Genomic DNA, 16,152 nt, shown 5'->3' with positions numbered 1-16,152 from the left:
CCACGATGTACGGCACACCGACCTGGCGCGCCAGCAGGATGTGCTCGCGGGTCTGCGGCATCGGGCCATCGGCCGCGGACACCACCAGAATCGCGCCGTCCATCTGCGCCGCACCCGTGATCATGTTCTTCACGTAGTCCGCGTGCCCAGGGCAATCCACATGCGCGTAGTGACGAATGTCGGATTCGTATTCCACGTGCGCCGTGGCAATCGTAATCCCGCGCGCCTTCTCTTCCGGCGCATTGTCGATCTGGTCAAACGCACGGGCTTCACTGCCGTACTTCTTGCCCAGCACCGCCGTCATCGCCGCCGTCAGCGTGGTCTTGCCATGGTCCACATGACCAATCGTCCCCACATTCACATGCGGCTTCTTACGCTCGAACTTTTCCTTGGACACAGCTCAAACCTCTTTCTACAGTTCTTTCGGATTACGCGATTCGGTTCAGGAGGCCTTCGCCGCCACAGCCTCGGCGACCTGCGCCGGCGCCTCGGAGTACTTTTCGAACTCCATCGAGTACGTGGCGCGACCCTGGCTCATCGAGCGCAGCTGCGTCGAATAGCCAAACATCTCGGACAGCGGGACCTCGGCCTTCAGCAGCTTCTGACCCGCGATATCCTCCATACCCTTGACCAGGCCACGACGTCGGTTCAGATCGCCCATCACGTCGCCCATGTATTCTTCCGGCGTCTCCACCTCGACCTTCATCATCGGCTCCAGCAGCACGGCGCCAGCCTTCAACGCACCCTCCTTGAAGGCCATCGAACCAGCCACCTTGAACGCCATCTCGTTCGAGTCAACGTCATGGTAGGAGCCGTCAAACAGCGTGACCTTTACGTCCACGACCGGATAACCGGCGAGCACGCCGTTGGCCATCTGCTCCTCGACGCCCTTGTTGACGGCCGGGATGTAGTCCTTCGGCACGACACCACCGACGATGGCGTTGACGAATTCGTATCCGTCGCCCGCCTCTTGCGGTTCGATGCGCAGCCAGACATGACCGTACTGGCCGCGACCACCCGACTGGCGCACGAACTTGCCTTCGGTTTCAACGCTCTTCTTGATCGTCTCGCGGTACGCCACCTGCGGCTGACCGACGTTCGCCTCGACCTTGAACTCGCGCTTCATGCGGTCGACCAGGACCTCGAGATGGAGCTCGCCCATGCCGGAGATGATCGTCTGGCCGGACTCTTCGTCAGTCCGCACACGGAAGGACGGGTCTTCCTGCGCCAGCTTGTTCAGCGCGATACCCATCTTTTCCTGGTCCGACTTGGTCTTCGGCTCGACCGCGATCGAGATCACCGGCTCCGGGAACTCCATGCGTTCCAGCTCGACCGGATTATTTGGATCGCAGAGGGTACTCCCCGTGTACAGATCCTTCAGGCCAACCACCGCACCAATGTCACCTGCGCGCAGCTCCTTGATCTCCTCGCGGGAGTTGGAGTGCATCTGCAGGATGCGGCCGATGCGTTCGCGGCGATTGTTCTGCGTATTAAGCACGGTGTCACCCGCGCTCAGCACCCCGGAGTAGACACGTACGAACGTCAGCGAGCCCACGTACGGGTCGGTCATGATCTTGAACGCGAGCGCGGCAAACGGCTCGTCGTCCGAGGCGTGCTTCGCGACCGGCTCTTCCGTCCCGGCCTTCACGCCCTTGATCGCCTTCACCTCTTCCGGCGACGGCAGGTACTCAACCACCGCGTCGAGCATGGCCTGCACGCCCTTGTTCTTGAACGCGGAGCCGCACAACATCGGCACGATCTCGAGTTCGATCGTGCGATGGCGAATCGCCTGCTTGATCTCTTCCTCGCTGAGGTCCCCCTCGTTCAGGTACTTATCCATCAGCTCTTCATTGGCTTCGGCAGCGGCCTCGAGCATGTTCTCGCGCCACTTTTCCGCCTCGGCCTTGAGCTCTTCGGGGATGTCCTTGTACTCGAAGGAGATGCCGAAGTTATCTTCGTCCCAGAAGATCGCCTGCATCTTGACCAGATCGATCACGCCCCGGAAGTTATCCTCGGCACCGATCGGCAGCTGGATCGGGACCGGGTTCGCCTGCAGACGCTCTCTCATCTGCTCGTAGACACGCAGGAAGTCGGCGCCGGCGCGGTCCATCTTGTTGACGAAGGCCATCCGCGGAACCGAGTACTTCGTGGCCTGACGCCAGACGGTCTCGGACTGCGGCTGCACACCACCCACGGCGCAGTACACCATCACCGCACCGTCGAGCACTCGCATGGAACGCTCCACCTCGATGGTGAAGTCCACATGACCCGGGGTATCGATGATGTTAACGCGGTGCTCATCGAACTGTTTGGCCATGCCCTGCCAGAAGCAGGTGGTCGCCGCGGAAGTGATGGTGATCCCGCGCTCCTGTTCCTGCTCCATCCAGTCCATCGTGGCGGCGCCTTCATGGACCTCGCCGATCTTGTGCGACAGACCGGTGTAGAACAGGATGCGCTCGGTCGTCGTCGTCTTGCCGGCGTCGATGTGCGCGCTGATCCCGATGTTCCGGTAGCGCTTCAGTGGGGTCTTGCGTGCCACGTTGAGCCTCTCTAAATCGGTTTTACCAGCGGAAATGGGCGAACGCCTTGTTCGCTTCCGCCATGCGGTGAGTGTCTTCGCGCTTCTTCACGGCGGAGCCCTTGGAATCGGCGGCATCCATCAGCTCGCCCGCCAGCTTCAGCGCCATGGTCCGCTCGCCACGCTTGCGGGCCGCTTCCACGACCCAGCGCATCGCCAGGGCGTCCTGACGAACCGAACGCACCTCGACCGGCACCTGGTAGGTGGCGCCGCCCACGCGACGAGACTTCACCTCGACACGCGGACGAATGTTGTCCAGCGCGCGCTCCAGTGCACCCATGCCATCACCCTGCTTGGACTCAATCTGGTCCAGCGCGCCGTACACGACCTGCTCTGCGACCGACTTCTTGCCGTCACGCATCACGGTATTGATGAACTTGGCCAGGCGCTCGCTTCCGAACTTCGGATCCGGAAGGATGTGACGCTTGGGGGCAGCTGCTCTTCTCGACATATCTCAGTTCCCGCTCTTGTACACGGTTAGGATTTCTTCGGGCGCTTGGTGCCGTACTTGGAACGACCCTGGGTGCGGTTCTGCACACCCTGGGTATCCAGGGAGCCACGCACCGTGTGGTAACGCACACCGGGAAGATCCTTTACACGACCGCCGCGAATCAGGACCACCGAGTGCTCCTGCAGGTTGTGGCCTTCGCCGCCGATGTAACTACTGACTTCGTAGCCATTGGTCAGACGCACGCGCGCAACCTTGCGCAGCGCGGAATTCGGCTTCTTCGGCGTGGTCGTGTAGACACGGGTGCATACCCCGCGCTTCTGCGGCGAGCCCTGCAGCGCCGGCACGTCGCTCTTCTCGACGGGGCGCTTGCGGGGCTTGCGTACCAACTGATTGATCGTGGCCATGAAACCCTTTCTCCTAGCCTAAAAATAACGACAGGCCGGCGCCGTGACCGGCCTGTCGAGGGAGCGGAATTCTAATCGCCGCCCCCTGAAGTGTCAACAGAAGGGGAGGCTATTCGGAGCCTTCCCCGGTGGTTTCCGGACCCGAGGCATCGGATTCGGTGTCGGCGGTGACCGCTGACGCCTCCTCGACGCTCTCGAACTCCGGCATTTCCAGCTCGCGCTTGCGGCGACGTTCCTTGTGGTATGCCAGCCCCGTACCGGCCGGGATCAGGCGACCCACAATCACGTTCTCCTTCAGGCCACGCAGATCGTCACGGGCGCCACGGGTGGACGCCTCGGTCAGCACGCGGGTGGTCTCCTGGAAAGAGGCCGCGGAGATGAACGATTCCGTCACCAGCGACGCCTTGGTGATGCCGAGCAGCACACGCTCGTAGGTCGCCGGCTGCTGGTCGTCACCGAGCTTCTCGTTCTCCTCGAGGACCCGCACACGATCCACCTGGTCCCCCGCGAGGAACTTGGTGTCGCCTGGGTTGACGATGTTCACCTTGCGCATCATCTGACGAACAATGACTTCGATGTGCTTGTCATTGATCTTCACGCCCTGCAGGCGATAGACGTCCTGGATTTCCTGGACCTGGTATTCGGCCAGGGTGGTCACACCCCGCAGGCGCACGATGTCGTGCGGGTCCAGCTCACCGTCCACCACAACCTCGCCGCGCTCCACGCGCTCGCCCTCGAACACGTTCACGGTGCGCAGTTTCGGGATCAGCATCTCGACCGGATCACCCTTGTCCGGCGTGATCACCAGGCGCTGCTTGCCCTTGGTCTCCTTGCCGAACGAGACGGTGCCGGAGATCTCCGCCAGCACGGCCGGCTCCTTCGGACGGCGGGCCTCGAACAAATCGGCCACACGCGGCAGACCACCGGTGATGTCGCGGGTCTTGGACGACTCCTGCGGCAGGCGGGCGATAACGTCACCGACCTCGACGCGGGCATTGTCCTCGAGATTGAAGATCGCATTGGCCGGCAGCATGTACTGCGCGGGCATGTCGGTGCCCGGGATGTACACCTCGTTGCCATCATCATCCACAAGCTTGACGGTCGGGCGCAGGTCCTTGCCGGCGCTCGAGCGGCTCTTCGGATCGAGCACCACATTCTGGGACAGACCGGTGAATTCGTCCGTCTCCTTGGTCACGGTGACATTCTCGACGAAGTCCGCCAGACGAATGTAGCCGCCCACCTCGGTGACGATCGGGTGGGTATGCGGATCCCAGGTCGCGACTTCCTGACCGGCCTCGACCGCATCTCCATCCTTGACGGTGATGGTGGCGCCGTAGGGGATCTTGTAGCGCTCACGCTCGCGCCCCTGGTCGTCGATTACACCCAGCTCCCCGGAGCGCGAGACCGCAACCAGGTTGTCCGCCTTGTTGGTGACGGTCTTCAGGTTGTGCAGACGCACGGACCCGGCGTTCTTCACCTGGATCGCGCTGACCGTAACCGCACGGCTGGCCGCACCCCCGATATGGAAGGTACGCATGGTCAGCTGGGTGCCCGGCTCGCCGATGGACTGCGCGGCGATCACGCCCACCGCTTCGCCCTCGTTGACCTCGTGGCCACGGGCCAGATCGCGGCCGTAGCACTTGGCGCAGATGCCCTGGCGGGTCTCGCAGGTAATCGCGGAGCGCACCAGCACCTCGTCCACCGAGGCCTCGTCCAGCTTGTCGACCATTGCCTCATCCAGCAGCGTGCCCGCCGGCACCAGAACCTCGTCGGTGCCCGGGCGATGGACGTCCACCGCCGTGGTACGACCCAGTACGCGGTCGCGCAGCGGCTCGACTACATCCCCGCCCTCGATGATCGGCTTCATCACCAGGCCCTGCTGGGTCCCGCAGTCGTGCTGAGTAACCACCACGTCCTGTGACACATCCACCAGACGGCGGGTCAGGTAACCGGAGTTCGCGGTCTTCAGCGCGGTATCGGCCAGACCTTTACGCGCACCGTGGGTCGAGATGAAGTACTGCAGGACGTTCAGACCCTCGCGGAAGTTCGCGGTGATCGGCGTCTCGATGATGGAGCCGTCCGGCTTGGCCATCAGGCCACGCATCCCCGCCAGCTGACGGATCTGGGCCGCAGAACCACGCGCGCCGGAATCGGCCATCATGAAGATCGAGTTGAACGAGCTCTGCTCGACCGTCTCGCCCTCGGCGTTGGTGACCTGCTCCTTGCCGAGCCGCTCCATCATCGCCTTCGCGACCTGGTCATTGCAGTGCGACCAGATGTCCACGACCTTGTTGTAGCGCTCGCCCTTGGTGACCAGGCCCGAGGCATACTGCTCCTCGATCTCCTTCACCTGCTCTTCGGCGTTCTGCAGGATCGGCTGCTTCTCGTCCGGGATGACCATGTCATCCGAGCAGAACGAGACCCCGGCGCGGGTCGAATAGTAGAAGCCCGCATACATCAGCTGGTCCGCGAACACCACGGTGTCCTTCAGGCCCAGGCGACGGTAGCAGGAGTTGATCAGCGCGGAGATGGTCTTCTTGCTGAGCTCGCGGTCGATTAGCTCGAACGGCAGCCCCTTCGGCATGATGCGCGACAGGATCGCGCGACCGACGGTAGTCTCCACGCGCATGGACGGCAGCGGCTCGCCTTCCGCGACATCCGCCATGGTGTCGGCGATGCGCACGGTGACGCGCGCATGCAGGTCGACCAACTTGTGTTCGTAGGCGCGATGCACCTCGTCCACATCGGCGAAGGTCATGCCCTCGCCCTTGGCGTTCACCTTCTCGCGCGAGAGGTAGTACAGACCCAGCACGATATCCTGCGACGGCACGATGATCGGCTCGCCGTTGGCCGGCGACAGTACGTTGTTGGAGGACAGCATCAGCGTGCGCGCCTCCAGCTGGGCCTCCAGCGACAGCGGCACGTGCACGGCCATCTGGTCACCGTCGAAGTCGGCGTTGAACGCGGCACAGACCAGCGGGTGCAGCTGGATCGCCTTGCCCTCGATCAACACCGGTTCAAAGGCCTGGATGCCCAGGCGGTGCAGGGTCGGGGCACGGTTCAGCATCACCGGATGCTCGCGGATCACCTCTTCGAGGATATCCCAGACCTCTGGACCTTCCTTCTCCACGGCCTTCTTGGCGGCCTTGATGGTGGTCGCCAGTCCACGGCGCTGCAGCTTGCCGAAGATGAACGGCTTGAACAGTTCCAGCGCCATTCGCTTGGGCAGGCCACACTGGTGCAGGCGCAGGGTCGGGCCGACCACGATCACGGAACGGCCGGAATAGTCGACACGCTTGCCGAGCAGGTTCTGGCGGAAGCGGCCCTGCTTGCCCTTGATCATGTCAGCCAGGGACTTCAGCGGGCGCTTGTTGGTGCCGGTGATCGCACGACCGCGACGGCCGTTATCCAGCAGCGCATCCACGGACTCCTGCAGCATGCGCTTTTCGTTGCGCACGATGATATCCGGGGCGTTCAGCTCCAGCAGGCGGCGCAGACGGTTGTTGCGGTTGATCACCCGGCGATACAGGTCGTTCAGGTCGGAAGTCGCGAAGCGACCACCGTCCAGCGGCACCAGCGGGCGCAGGTCCGGCGGCAGCACCGGCAGCACGGACATGATCATCCACTCCGGCTTGTTGCCGGATTCCAGGAACGACTCGATCAGCTTGAGGCGCTTGCCCAGACGCTTGATCTTGGTCTCGGACCCGGTCTCGGACAGATCCTGGCGCAGCTTCGCGGCCTCGCCCTGCAGGTCCATCTCCTTCAGCAGGCTCAGCACGGCCTCGGCACCCATCATCGCGGTGAAGTCGTCGCCGTGCTCCTCCATCGCCTCGAGGTATTCCTCGTCGGTCAGGAGCTGGCCCTTCTCCAGCGTGGTGAAGCCCGGGTCGATCACAATGAAGGACTCGAAGTAGAGCACCTTCTCGATGTCCTTCAGGGTCATGTCGAGCAGCAGCCCGATGCGGGACGGCAGGCTCTTCAGGTACCAGATGTGCGCGACCGGCGAGGCCAGGTCGATGTGCCCCATGCGCTCGCGGCGCACCTTGGTCTGGGTCACCTCGACGCCGCACTTCTCGCAGACCACACCCCGGTGCTTCAGGCGCTTGTACTTGCCGCACAGGCACTCGTAGTCCTTCACCGGGCCGAAGATCTTGGCGCAGAACAGGCCATCGCGCTCCGGCTTGAAGGTCCGGTAGTTGATGGTCTCCGGCTTCTTAACCTCGCCAAAGGACCACGAACGGATCTGGTCCGCGGAGGCCAGGCCGATACGGATCGCATCGAACTCTTCCGGCTGGGTCTGCTGCTTGAACAGATTGAGGAGGTCTTTCATTCGCTATGCCTCACAAAGCTTTGGGTCGAGGGGTGCCCTGCACCCCTTCGGATCACATTCGGATCGGAGGAGATCAGTCCTGCTCCAGCTCGATATTGATGCCGAGCGCCTTGATCTCCTTCATGAGCACGTTGAACGACTCGGGGACGTTGGCCTCCATGTGGTGCTCGCCGTCGACGATGTTCTTGTACATCTTGTTGCGGCCCTGCACGTCGTCCGCCTTCACCGTCAGCATTTCCTGCAGGGTGTAGGCGGCACCGTAGGCCTCCAGCGCCCAGACCTCCATCTCGCCGAAGCGCTGACCACCGAACTGCGCCTTGCCGCCCAGCGGCTGCTGGGTGACCAGGGAATACGGACCGGTCGACCGCGCGTGCATCTTGTCGTCGACCAGATGGTTCAGCTTCAGCATGTGCATGTAGCCGACGGTCACCGGGCGATCGAAGGAGTCACCGGTACGGCCGTCGAACAGCTCGGCCTGCCCCGTCTCGGGCAGATCGGCCAGCCGCAGCATCTCCTTGATCTCGGCCTCCTCGGCACCATCGAACACCGGCGTCGCCATCGGCACGCCACCGCGCAGGTTGCGGCAAAGCGCAATGATCTCGGCGTCCGACATGGAGTCGAGGTCGACCTTCTTGTCGCGGTGGTTATAGATATTGCCCAGGAACTCGCGCAGCTTCGCGATCTCGGCCTGCGCCTCGAGCATGCGGTTGATCTTGTCGCCCAGCCCCTTCGCGGCCCAGCCCAGATGAACCTCCAGCACCTGCCCGACGTTCATGCGCGAGGGCACGCCCAGCGGGTTCAGGACCACGTCGACCGGGGTCCCGTCGTCGAGGAACGGCATGTCCTCTTCCGGCACGATCATCGAGATCACGCCCTTGTTCCCGTGGCGGCCGGCCATCTTGTCGCCCGGCTGCAGACGGCGCTTCACGGCCACGTAGACCTTGACCATCTTCTGCACGCCCGGCGGCAGGTCGTCGCCCGCGGCGACCTTGGCCTTCTGGTGCTCGAACTTCTTGTCGAACAGCTCGTGCTGCTCCTGCAGCTGGCGACCGAGGTCCTCCAGCTGCGAGTTCACGGCGTCGTCCTTCAGGCGCACCTCGAACCACTGGTTGCGGGACAGGCCCTGCAGGTACTTCTTGGTGACCTTGGAGCCGTCACCCAGCCCTTCCGGACCGCCGGCAGCCGCCTTGTTGAGCAGCAGCTTCTCGACGCGGGCGTAGATATCGTCCTCGTAGATTCGCAGCTGGTCCTTCAGGTCCTTCTTGACCGCAGCGAGGTCGTCTTCCTCGATCGACTTGGCACGCGCATCCTTCTCCACGCCATCGCGGGTGAACACGCGCACGTCGATCACCGTGCCCTCGATGCCGGACGGCACACGCAGGGAGGTGTCCTTCACGTCCGAGGCCTTCTCGCCAAAGATGGCCCTCAGGAGCTTCTCTTCCGGGGTCAGCTGGGTCTCGCCCTTCGGCGTGACCTTGCCGACCAGGATGTCGCCCGGGTTTACCTCGGCGCCAACATAAACCACACCGGACTCGTCCAGCTTGGCCAGCAGCGACTCGGAGACGTTCGGGATATCCGCGGTGATCTCTTCCTGGCCCAGCTTGGTGTCGCGCGCGACACAGTTGAGCTCCTCGATGTGGATCGTGGTGTAGCGGTCCTCCTGCACCACGCGCTCGGAGATCAGGATGGAATCCTCGAAGTTGTAGCCGTTCCAGGGCATGAAGGCGACCATCATGTTCTGCCCCAGGGCCAGCTCGCCGAGATCGGTCGAGGAGCCATCGGCCAGCACATCGCCGCGGGCGATCTCGTCGCCTACCGCGACCAGCGGACGCTGGTTGATGCTGGTGTTCTGGTTGGAACGCGAGTACTTGGTCAGGTTGTAGATATCCACACCCGGCTCGCCGGCGACGGTCTCGTCGTCGTTCACGCGCACAACTACACGGGCGGCATCCACGGAATCGACCGTACCGCCGCGCTTGGCGACGATCGCGGAACCGGAGTCGATCGCAACGGTGCGCTCGATACCGGTACCGACCAGCGGCTTGTCCGCGCGCAGGCAGGGCACGGCCTGACGCTGCATGTTCGCACCCATCAGGGCGCGGTTGGCATCGTCATGCTCGAGGAACGGCAGCAGCGCGGCGGCCACGGACACGATCTGCTTCGGCGAGATATCCATGTACTGGATCTTGTCCGGCGAGGAGATCGTGAACTCCTCCTGGAAGCGGCAGGAGACCAGGTCGTCGGTCAGACGCCCTTGCTCGTCCATCGCCGCGTTCGCCTGGGCGATCACGTACTGGCTCTCCTCGATCGCAGACAGGTACACGATCTCGTCGGTGACCTTGCCGTCTTCGACCTTGCGGTACGGGGTCTCGAGGAAGCCGTAGCGGTTGGTGCGGGCATACACGGCCAGCGAGTTGATCAGGCCGATGTTCGGGCCTTCCGGCGTCTCGATCGGGCAGACACGACCGTAGTGGGTGGGGTGCACGTCGCGCACCTCGAAGCCCGCACGTTCGCGCGTCAGACCGCCCGGGCCCAGCGCGGAGATACGGCGCTTGTGGGTCACCTCGGACAGCGGGTTGTTCTGGTCCATGAACTGCGACAGCTGGCTGGAACCGAAGAACTCCTTGACCGCGGCGGCCACCGGCTTCGCGTTGATCAGCTCCTGCGGCATCAGACCTTCGCTCTCCGCGACGGTCAAACGCTCCTTGACCGCACGCTCGACGCGCACCAGGCCCAGACGGAACTGGTTTTCCGCCATCTCGCCCACGCTGCGGATGCGCCGGTTGCCCAGGTGGTCGATGTCATCGGTACGGCCGTTGCCGTTGCGCAGGTCGATCAGGACCTTCAGCACGTCGAGGATGTCCTCGGGTGACAGCACGCCCGGGCCCTCGTCGGTATCGCGGCCGACACGGCGGTTGAACTTCATCCGGCCGACCGCCGACAGGTCGTAGCGGTCCTCGGAGAAGAACAGGTTGGAGAACAGGTTCTCGGCGGCGTCCTTGGTCGGCGGCTCACCGGGACGCATCACCCGATAGATCTCGACCTGGGCCTCCAGCTGCGTCTTGGTCGGATCCAGACGCAGGGTGTCCGACATGAACGGACCGTGGTCGTAGTCGTTGGTGTAGATGGTCTCCACCGACTTCACGCCCTCGGCGCGCAGCTTGTCCAGCAGCTCCTGGGTCAACGGGTCATTGCCAGCCGCCATCAGTTCGCCGGTCGACTCGTCCACCACGCCCTTGGCCAGCACGCGGCCGAGCAGGTACTCGTCCGGTACGCGCAGCCGGTTGATGCCGGCTTTTTCGATCTCGCGGATATGCCGCGGCGTAATCCGGCGCCCGGCCTCGACGATCACGTTCTTGCCGTCGGTGATGTCGACCACGGCGGTCTCGCCGCGCAGGCGCTCGGGGATCAGGTCCAGTTCACCGCCGTCTTCATCGAGAGTGATCTGGTTGAATTCAAAGAAGGTGGACAGGATCTCTTCCGTATCCATGCCCAGCGCGCGCAGCAGGATCGACGCCGGCAGCTTGCGGCGACGGTCGATACGCACGTAAACCCCGTCCTTGGCATCGAACTCGAAGTCCAACCAGGAACCGCGGTACGGAATAATGCGCGCGTTGTAGAGCAGCTTCTGGGCGCTGCCCTGAGTCTTGCCCCGGTCGCTGTCAAAGAACACGCCGGGCGAACGATGCAGCTGGGAGACGATCACGCGCTCGGTGCCGTTGATCACGAAGGTCCCGTTCTCCGTCATGAGCGGCATCTCGCCCATGTAGACCTCCTGCTCCTTGACCTCCTTGACCACGGTGGAGCCAGCAGGGGCCTCCTTGTCGTGGATCACCAGGCGCAGCAGGACACGCAGCGGGGCCGCGTAGGTCACGCCACGGATCTGGCATTCCTTCACATCGAACAGCGGCTCGCCCAGGCGGTAGCTGACGTACTCGAGCTGGACATGACCGGAATAGCTAACAATCGGGAACACCGACTGAAACGCCGCGTGCAGGCCCAGCGCGTGACGCGCCTCCGGACCTTTTTCGGCCTGCAGGAAATCCCGATAGGAGGTCAATTGGGTTTCCAGCAGATACGGGACGTCCAGGATCTGGGGACGCTTCCCGAAGTCCTTGCGGATACGTTTCTTTTCGGTATAACTGAGGGCCATGGCTTACCTCGGCGGCTAGCTGAACAACGCGCGAAAAAACCCGCGCCACCACGGGCTGAGGCTGACGACCAAAAGGCCGCCAGCCTCAGGGCTTCGTGATGTACACGAAAACAACAGGCGCAAGCGCCTTTTACTTCAGTTCGACGGTGGCGCCAGCCTCTTCCAGCTCCGCCTTCATCTTCTCGGCTTCTTCCTTCGCCGCGCCTTCCTTGACGGTCGCCGGAACGCCTTCGACCATTTCCTTGGCCTCCTTCAGGCCCAGACCGGTCAGGCCACGGACGACCTTGATCACGCCGACCTTGTTCTCGCCAAAGCTGGACATGACGACGTCGAACTCGTCCTTGGCTTCGGCAGCAGCGGCTTCACCACCGCCGGCGGCAGCCGGGGCGGCCGCAACGGCGGCAGCGGCGGAAACGCCGAACTTCTCTTCCATCTCGCTGATCAGGTCCACGATTTCCAGGACCGTCATGTTGCCGATGGCTTCCAGGATGTCTTCTTTCGAAACGGCCATTTTTTACTCTCCTAACGGGGAACACCCGTATTCATTCAGTACTTGCTCAGAAACGGCTTGATGAGATTCAGGCTGCCTGTTTCTGGTCACGAATTGCTGCAACGGTACGCACGAGCTTGCCCGGGACTTCGTTCACCGTACGGGCGAACTTGTCGAGCGGCGCCTTCATGGTGGCGAGAAGCGTTGCGAGCGCTTCATCGCGCGTCGGCAGACTGGCGAGGCGATCGAGATCGTTCGCACCCATCAGCTGCCCACCAAACGACACCAGCCGGACCTTCAGCTGTTCGTTTTCCTTGGCGAAGGACTTCACCAGACGCGCGGCGGAGCCAGGCTCCTCTTCACTGAAGGCCAGGATCAGCGGGCCATGCAGCTCGGGCTGCATGCACGCGAAATCCGTACCCTCGATGGCACGCTTGGCGAGGTTGTTCTTCACCACCCGCAGATAGACCCCGGAATTGCGAGCCTGCCGACGAAGGTCGGTCATCTGCGCGACCGAGAGACCTCGGTATTCCGCGGCGACCGCGGAATGCGCCGAGGCAGCAACCGTAGCCAGCTCCGAGACAATCGCCTTCTTGTCGTCGAGATTCAAAGCCACGTTGACTCTCCTCTAGTGAGACCACCCGGAGGCGGTCGTGAAACCGGGCGAACCCGGCACTTCGGTGCTCCCGTCGCAGGTACTTCCTGAATCGGGTGACACCATCTGCGCAGGCTGGTGGATTAAGCCGTCCCGCGAACGGGGCAGCGCCTGCGGTCTTGGATGGCGTGCCGCTTGCGCGACAGCCGACCAAAAACCAAAAAACTTCTTACAGCGACAGCGAGGCCTGGTCGACCTTCACGCCCGGGCCCATCGTCGTGGAGATCGTGACCCCCTTGACGTACTGCCCCTTGGACGTCGCCGGCTTCATCTTGACCAGATCCGCCAGCAGGGCGTTCAGGTTGTCGGCCAGCGAGCTGGAGTCGAAATCGGCCGCGCCAATGGTGCAGTGCACGATCCCGCCCTTGTCGGTGCGGTAGCGCACCTGGCCGCTCTTGGCGTTGGTCACCGCGGTCGCCACGTCCGGCGTCACGGTACCGACCTTCGGGTTCGGCATCAGGCCGCGCGGGCCGAGGATCTGGCCGAGCTGCCCGACGACACGCATCGCGTCCGGGGAGGCGATCACCACGTCGAAATCCATCTGGCCGGCCTTCACCTGTTCGGCGAGGTCGTCCATACCGACCACATCGGCACCGGCTTCCTTCGCGGCGTCGGCATTCGCGCCCTGAGTGAACACGGCCACGCGCACGCTCTTGCCATTGCCATGCGGCAGCACCGTCGAGCCACGCACGACCTGATCGGACTTGCGCGGGTCCACGCCGAGGTTCACAGCCACGTCGACCGACTCGCGGAACTTTGCCTTCGGCAGTTCACGCAGCAGGTCAAACGCTTCGGTCACCGGATAGAGACGGCCTGGCTCGACTTTCTCGCGGATGGCCTTCATTCGCTTGGTCATTTTCGCCATGTCAGAGACCCTCCACTTCGAGGCCCATGCTGCGGGCACTGCCGGCAATGGTACGCACCGCGGCGTCCAGATCCGCAGCGGTCAGATCCGGCTCCTTGGTCTTCGCGATTTCCTCGAGCTGTGCCCGGGTCACGGTGCCGACCTTGTTGGTATTCGGCTCGCCGGAACCCTTCTGCACACCCGCGGCCTTCTTCAGAAGGATCGCCGCCGGCGGCGTCTTGGTGACAAAGGTAAAGCTGCGATCTGAATAGACGGTGATCACCACCGGAATCGGCAGACCGGGCTCGATCTCCTGGGTCTGGGCGTTAAACGCCTTGCAGAACTCCATGATGTTCACACCGCGCTGACCCAGCGCCGGCCCGACGGGCGGGCTCGGGTTCGCCTTGCCGGCGGGCACCTGAAGCTTGATATATGCTTCGATTTTCTTCGCCATGATGACTCCCTCGGGTACAAGCGCCTCGCGGCTCCCCGACTAGCAGTGGTGACGTCGGTACGTCAGGTTTTCTCGACTTGGTGGAACTCGAGTTCCACGGGTGTCGAGCGACCAAAAATCTGGACAGCCACCAGGAGGCGGCTCTTCTCGTAGTTCACTTCTTCCACGACGCCATTGAAGTCGTTGAACGGGCCGTCGATCACGCGAACCATCTCGCCCACCTCGAACAGGACCTTCGGGCGCGGCTTCTCGGCGCCTTCCTGCATGCGCTGCAGGATGGCATCGGCTTCCTTGTCGCTGATCGGGGCCGGCCGGTCTGCGGTGCCACCGATGAAACCAAGCACGCGCGGGACCGCCTTGACCAGGTGCCAGGCCTCGTCGTTCAAGTCCATCTGCACGAGGACATACCCCGGGAAGAACTTGCGCTCGCTCTTGCGCTTCTGGCCGTCCTTCATCTCGACGACCTCTTCGGTAGGCACCAGGATCTGGCCGAAGTGGTCCTGCATGGCGAAACGCTCGATGCGCTCCTCCAGCGACCGCTTCACCTGGGCCTCGAAGCCCGAGAATGCCTGTACGACGTACCAGCGTAATGCCATGGAGAGAATCCTGTGACTATCCGATGAAGCGACTGATGGACCAACCCAGGAACATGTCCAGGAGCCAGAGGAAGATCCCGATTATGATCACGACGGCGATGACGATCAGCGTGGTCTGGGTGGTCTCGACCCGGGTCGGCCAGACCATCTTGCGCACCTCGGTGCGCGCATTGCCCATAAAGGCCGCCAGCTGATGCCCCTTCGCCGTGGTCATGCCAATCGCCACGGCCACGCCGACCACGGCCAGCAGCCCGAGCACACGAATCAGAGTGGACTCGTCCGAGAACCAATAAAAGCCCATGACGCCAGCAATCAGCAGCGCCACGGCTACCGCGAGCTTGAAAGTATCCAGCCCGCCGGTCTGTTCCGATTGTTCACTCATGAATACGTATCACCCGGTACTCGCCGCCATCGGTGAAGATGGCAGGCCAGGAGGGACTCGAACCCCCAACCTGCGGTTTTGGAGACCGCTGCTCTGCCAATTGAGCTACTGGCCTAAAAATCGAATCGACAAGAAACAAACGCGAGAGACGACGCACCAGGCGCCGCCTCTCGCGGTCGATCGTTCAACTTATCTACTGTATCACTCGATGATCTTGGATACGACGCCGGCGCCGACGGTGCGGCCGCCTTCGCGAATCGCAAAGCGCAGACCATCTTCCATCGCGATCGGGCTGATCAGCGACACGGTCATCTTCACGTTGTCACCCGGCATCACCATCTCGGTGCCTTCCGGCAGCTCCACCGAACCCGTCACGTCCGTCGTGCGGAAGTAGAACTGCGGGCGATAACCATTGAAGAACGGGGTATGACGACCACCCTCGTCCTTGCCCAGGATGTACACCTCGGCCTCGAAATGCGTGTGCGGGTTGATCGAACCCGGCTTGCACAGCACCTGACCACGCTGCACTTCGTCGCGCTTGGTACCACGCAGCAGAATGCCCACGTTGTCGCCCGCTTCGCCCTGGTCCAGCAGCTTGCGGAACATCTCGACACCGGTGACTGTGGTCTTCTGGGTGTCGCGGATACCGACAATCTCGATTTCCTCGCCCACCTTGACCACACCGCGCTCGATACGACCGGTCACCACCGTGCCGCGGCCGGAGATCGAGAACACGTCCTCCACCGGCATCAGGAAGTCGCCGTCCACGGCGCGTTCCGGCTCCGGAATCCAGGTGTCCATCGCTTCGACCAGCT

13 protein-coding genes and 1 tRNA gene are annotated in these 16,152 nt (G+C 63.1%); all 14 read right to left on the bottom strand.

Annotated features, from left to right (window positions below; genetic code table 11):
• Positions 1 to 397, bottom strand: a 397-nt coding sequence (locus tag G015_RS13745; RefSeq protein WP_020146874.1) for a GTP-binding protein, incomplete at its 3' end; no start/stop codon positions are given.
• Positions 398 to 442: 45 nt separating this feature from the next.
• A complete protein-coding gene (gene fusA / locus G015_RS0113400; RefSeq protein WP_018137619.1) occupies positions 443 to 2,539 on the bottom strand; it encodes an elongation factor G in 2,097 nt (698 codons plus the stop codon).
• Positions 2,540 to 2,561: 22 nt separating this feature from the next.
• Positions 2,562 to 3,029: a 30S ribosomal protein S7 gene (gene rpsG, locus G015_RS0113395; RefSeq protein ID WP_018175517.1), complete on the bottom strand. Its 468-nt coding sequence runs from the start codon at positions 3,027 to 3,029 to the stop codon at positions 2,562 to 2,564.
• 26 nt (positions 3,030 to 3,055) lie between these two features.
• Positions 3,056 to 3,433 (bottom strand): 30S ribosomal protein S12, encoded by a 378-nt coding sequence (gene rpsL, locus G015_RS0113390; protein WP_012983537.1) that lies wholly within the window; start codon positions 3,431 to 3,433, stop codon positions 3,056 to 3,058.
• A 109-nt stretch (positions 3,434 to 3,542) separates the two neighbouring features.
• Complete coding sequence (rpoC, locus tag G015_RS0113385) at positions 3,543 to 7,763, bottom strand: DNA-directed RNA polymerase subunit beta' (protein ID WP_020146873.1); 4,221 nt, start codon at positions 7,761 to 7,763, stop codon at positions 3,543 to 3,545.
• Positions 7,764 to 7,836: 73 nt separating this feature from the next.
• Positions 7,837 to 11,916 (bottom strand): DNA-directed RNA polymerase subunit beta, encoded by a 4,080-nt coding sequence (rpoB, locus tag G015_RS0113380; protein ID WP_018175515.1) that lies wholly within the window; start codon positions 11,914 to 11,916, stop codon positions 7,837 to 7,839.
• Positions 11,917 to 12,046: 130 nt separating this feature from the next.
• On the bottom strand, positions 12,047 to 12,427 hold the full coding sequence (gene rplL, locus G015_RS0113375) for a 50S ribosomal protein L7/L12 (protein WP_018137615.1): 381 nt from the start codon (positions 12,425 to 12,427) through the stop codon (positions 12,047 to 12,049).
• Between the two features lie 67 nt (positions 12,428 to 12,494).
• Positions 12,495 to 13,016 (bottom strand): 50S ribosomal protein L10, encoded by a 522-nt coding sequence (rplJ, locus tag G015_RS0113370; RefSeq protein ID WP_018137614.1) that lies wholly within the window; start codon positions 13,014 to 13,016, stop codon positions 12,495 to 12,497.
• A gap of 214 nt (positions 13,017 to 13,230) precedes the next feature.
• Positions 13,231 to 13,926 carry a 50S ribosomal protein L1 gene (rplA, locus tag G015_RS0113365; RefSeq protein WP_018137613.1) on the bottom strand — a complete coding sequence of 232 codons (696 nt, stop codon included), beginning with the start codon at positions 13,924 to 13,926 and terminating at the stop codon, positions 13,231 to 13,233.
• Between the two features lies 1 nt (position 13,927).
• Entirely contained in the window at positions 13,928 to 14,359 is a 432-nt protein-coding gene (gene rplK, locus G015_RS0113360) for a 50S ribosomal protein L11 (protein ID WP_018137612.1), read from the bottom strand.
• Between the two features lie 62 nt (positions 14,360 to 14,421).
• Complete coding sequence (nusG, locus tag G015_RS0113355; protein ID WP_018137611.1) at positions 14,422 to 14,955, bottom strand: transcription termination/antitermination protein NusG; 534 nt, start codon at positions 14,953 to 14,955, stop codon at positions 14,422 to 14,424.
• Positions 14,956 to 14,971: 16 nt separating this feature from the next.
• The gene (secE, locus tag G015_RS0113350; RefSeq protein WP_012983545.1) at positions 14,972 to 15,337 is read right to left on the bottom strand and encodes a preprotein translocase subunit SecE; all 366 of its coding nucleotides are present in this window, start codon (positions 15,335 to 15,337) and stop codon (positions 14,972 to 14,974) included.
• Between the two features lie 39 nt (positions 15,338 to 15,376).
• Positions 15,377 to 15,452, bottom strand: a tRNA-Trp gene (locus G015_RS0113345).
• Between the two features lie 86 nt (positions 15,453 to 15,538).
• Positions 15,539 to 16,152, bottom strand: a 614-nt coding sequence (locus G015_RS0113340) for an EF-Tu/IF-2/RF-3 family GTPase (protein WP_020146872.1), incomplete at its 5' end; no start/stop codon positions are given.

It is taken from the genome of Thioalkalivibrio sp. ALJ15, assembly GCF_000383695.1.
Taxonomy (GTDB): Bacteria; Pseudomonadota; Gammaproteobacteria; order Ectothiorhodospirales; family Ectothiorhodospiraceae; genus Thioalkalivibrio.
The sequence above is the reverse complement of the archived record's forward strand: the minus strand, read 5'-3'. Positions and strand labels throughout refer to the sequence as shown.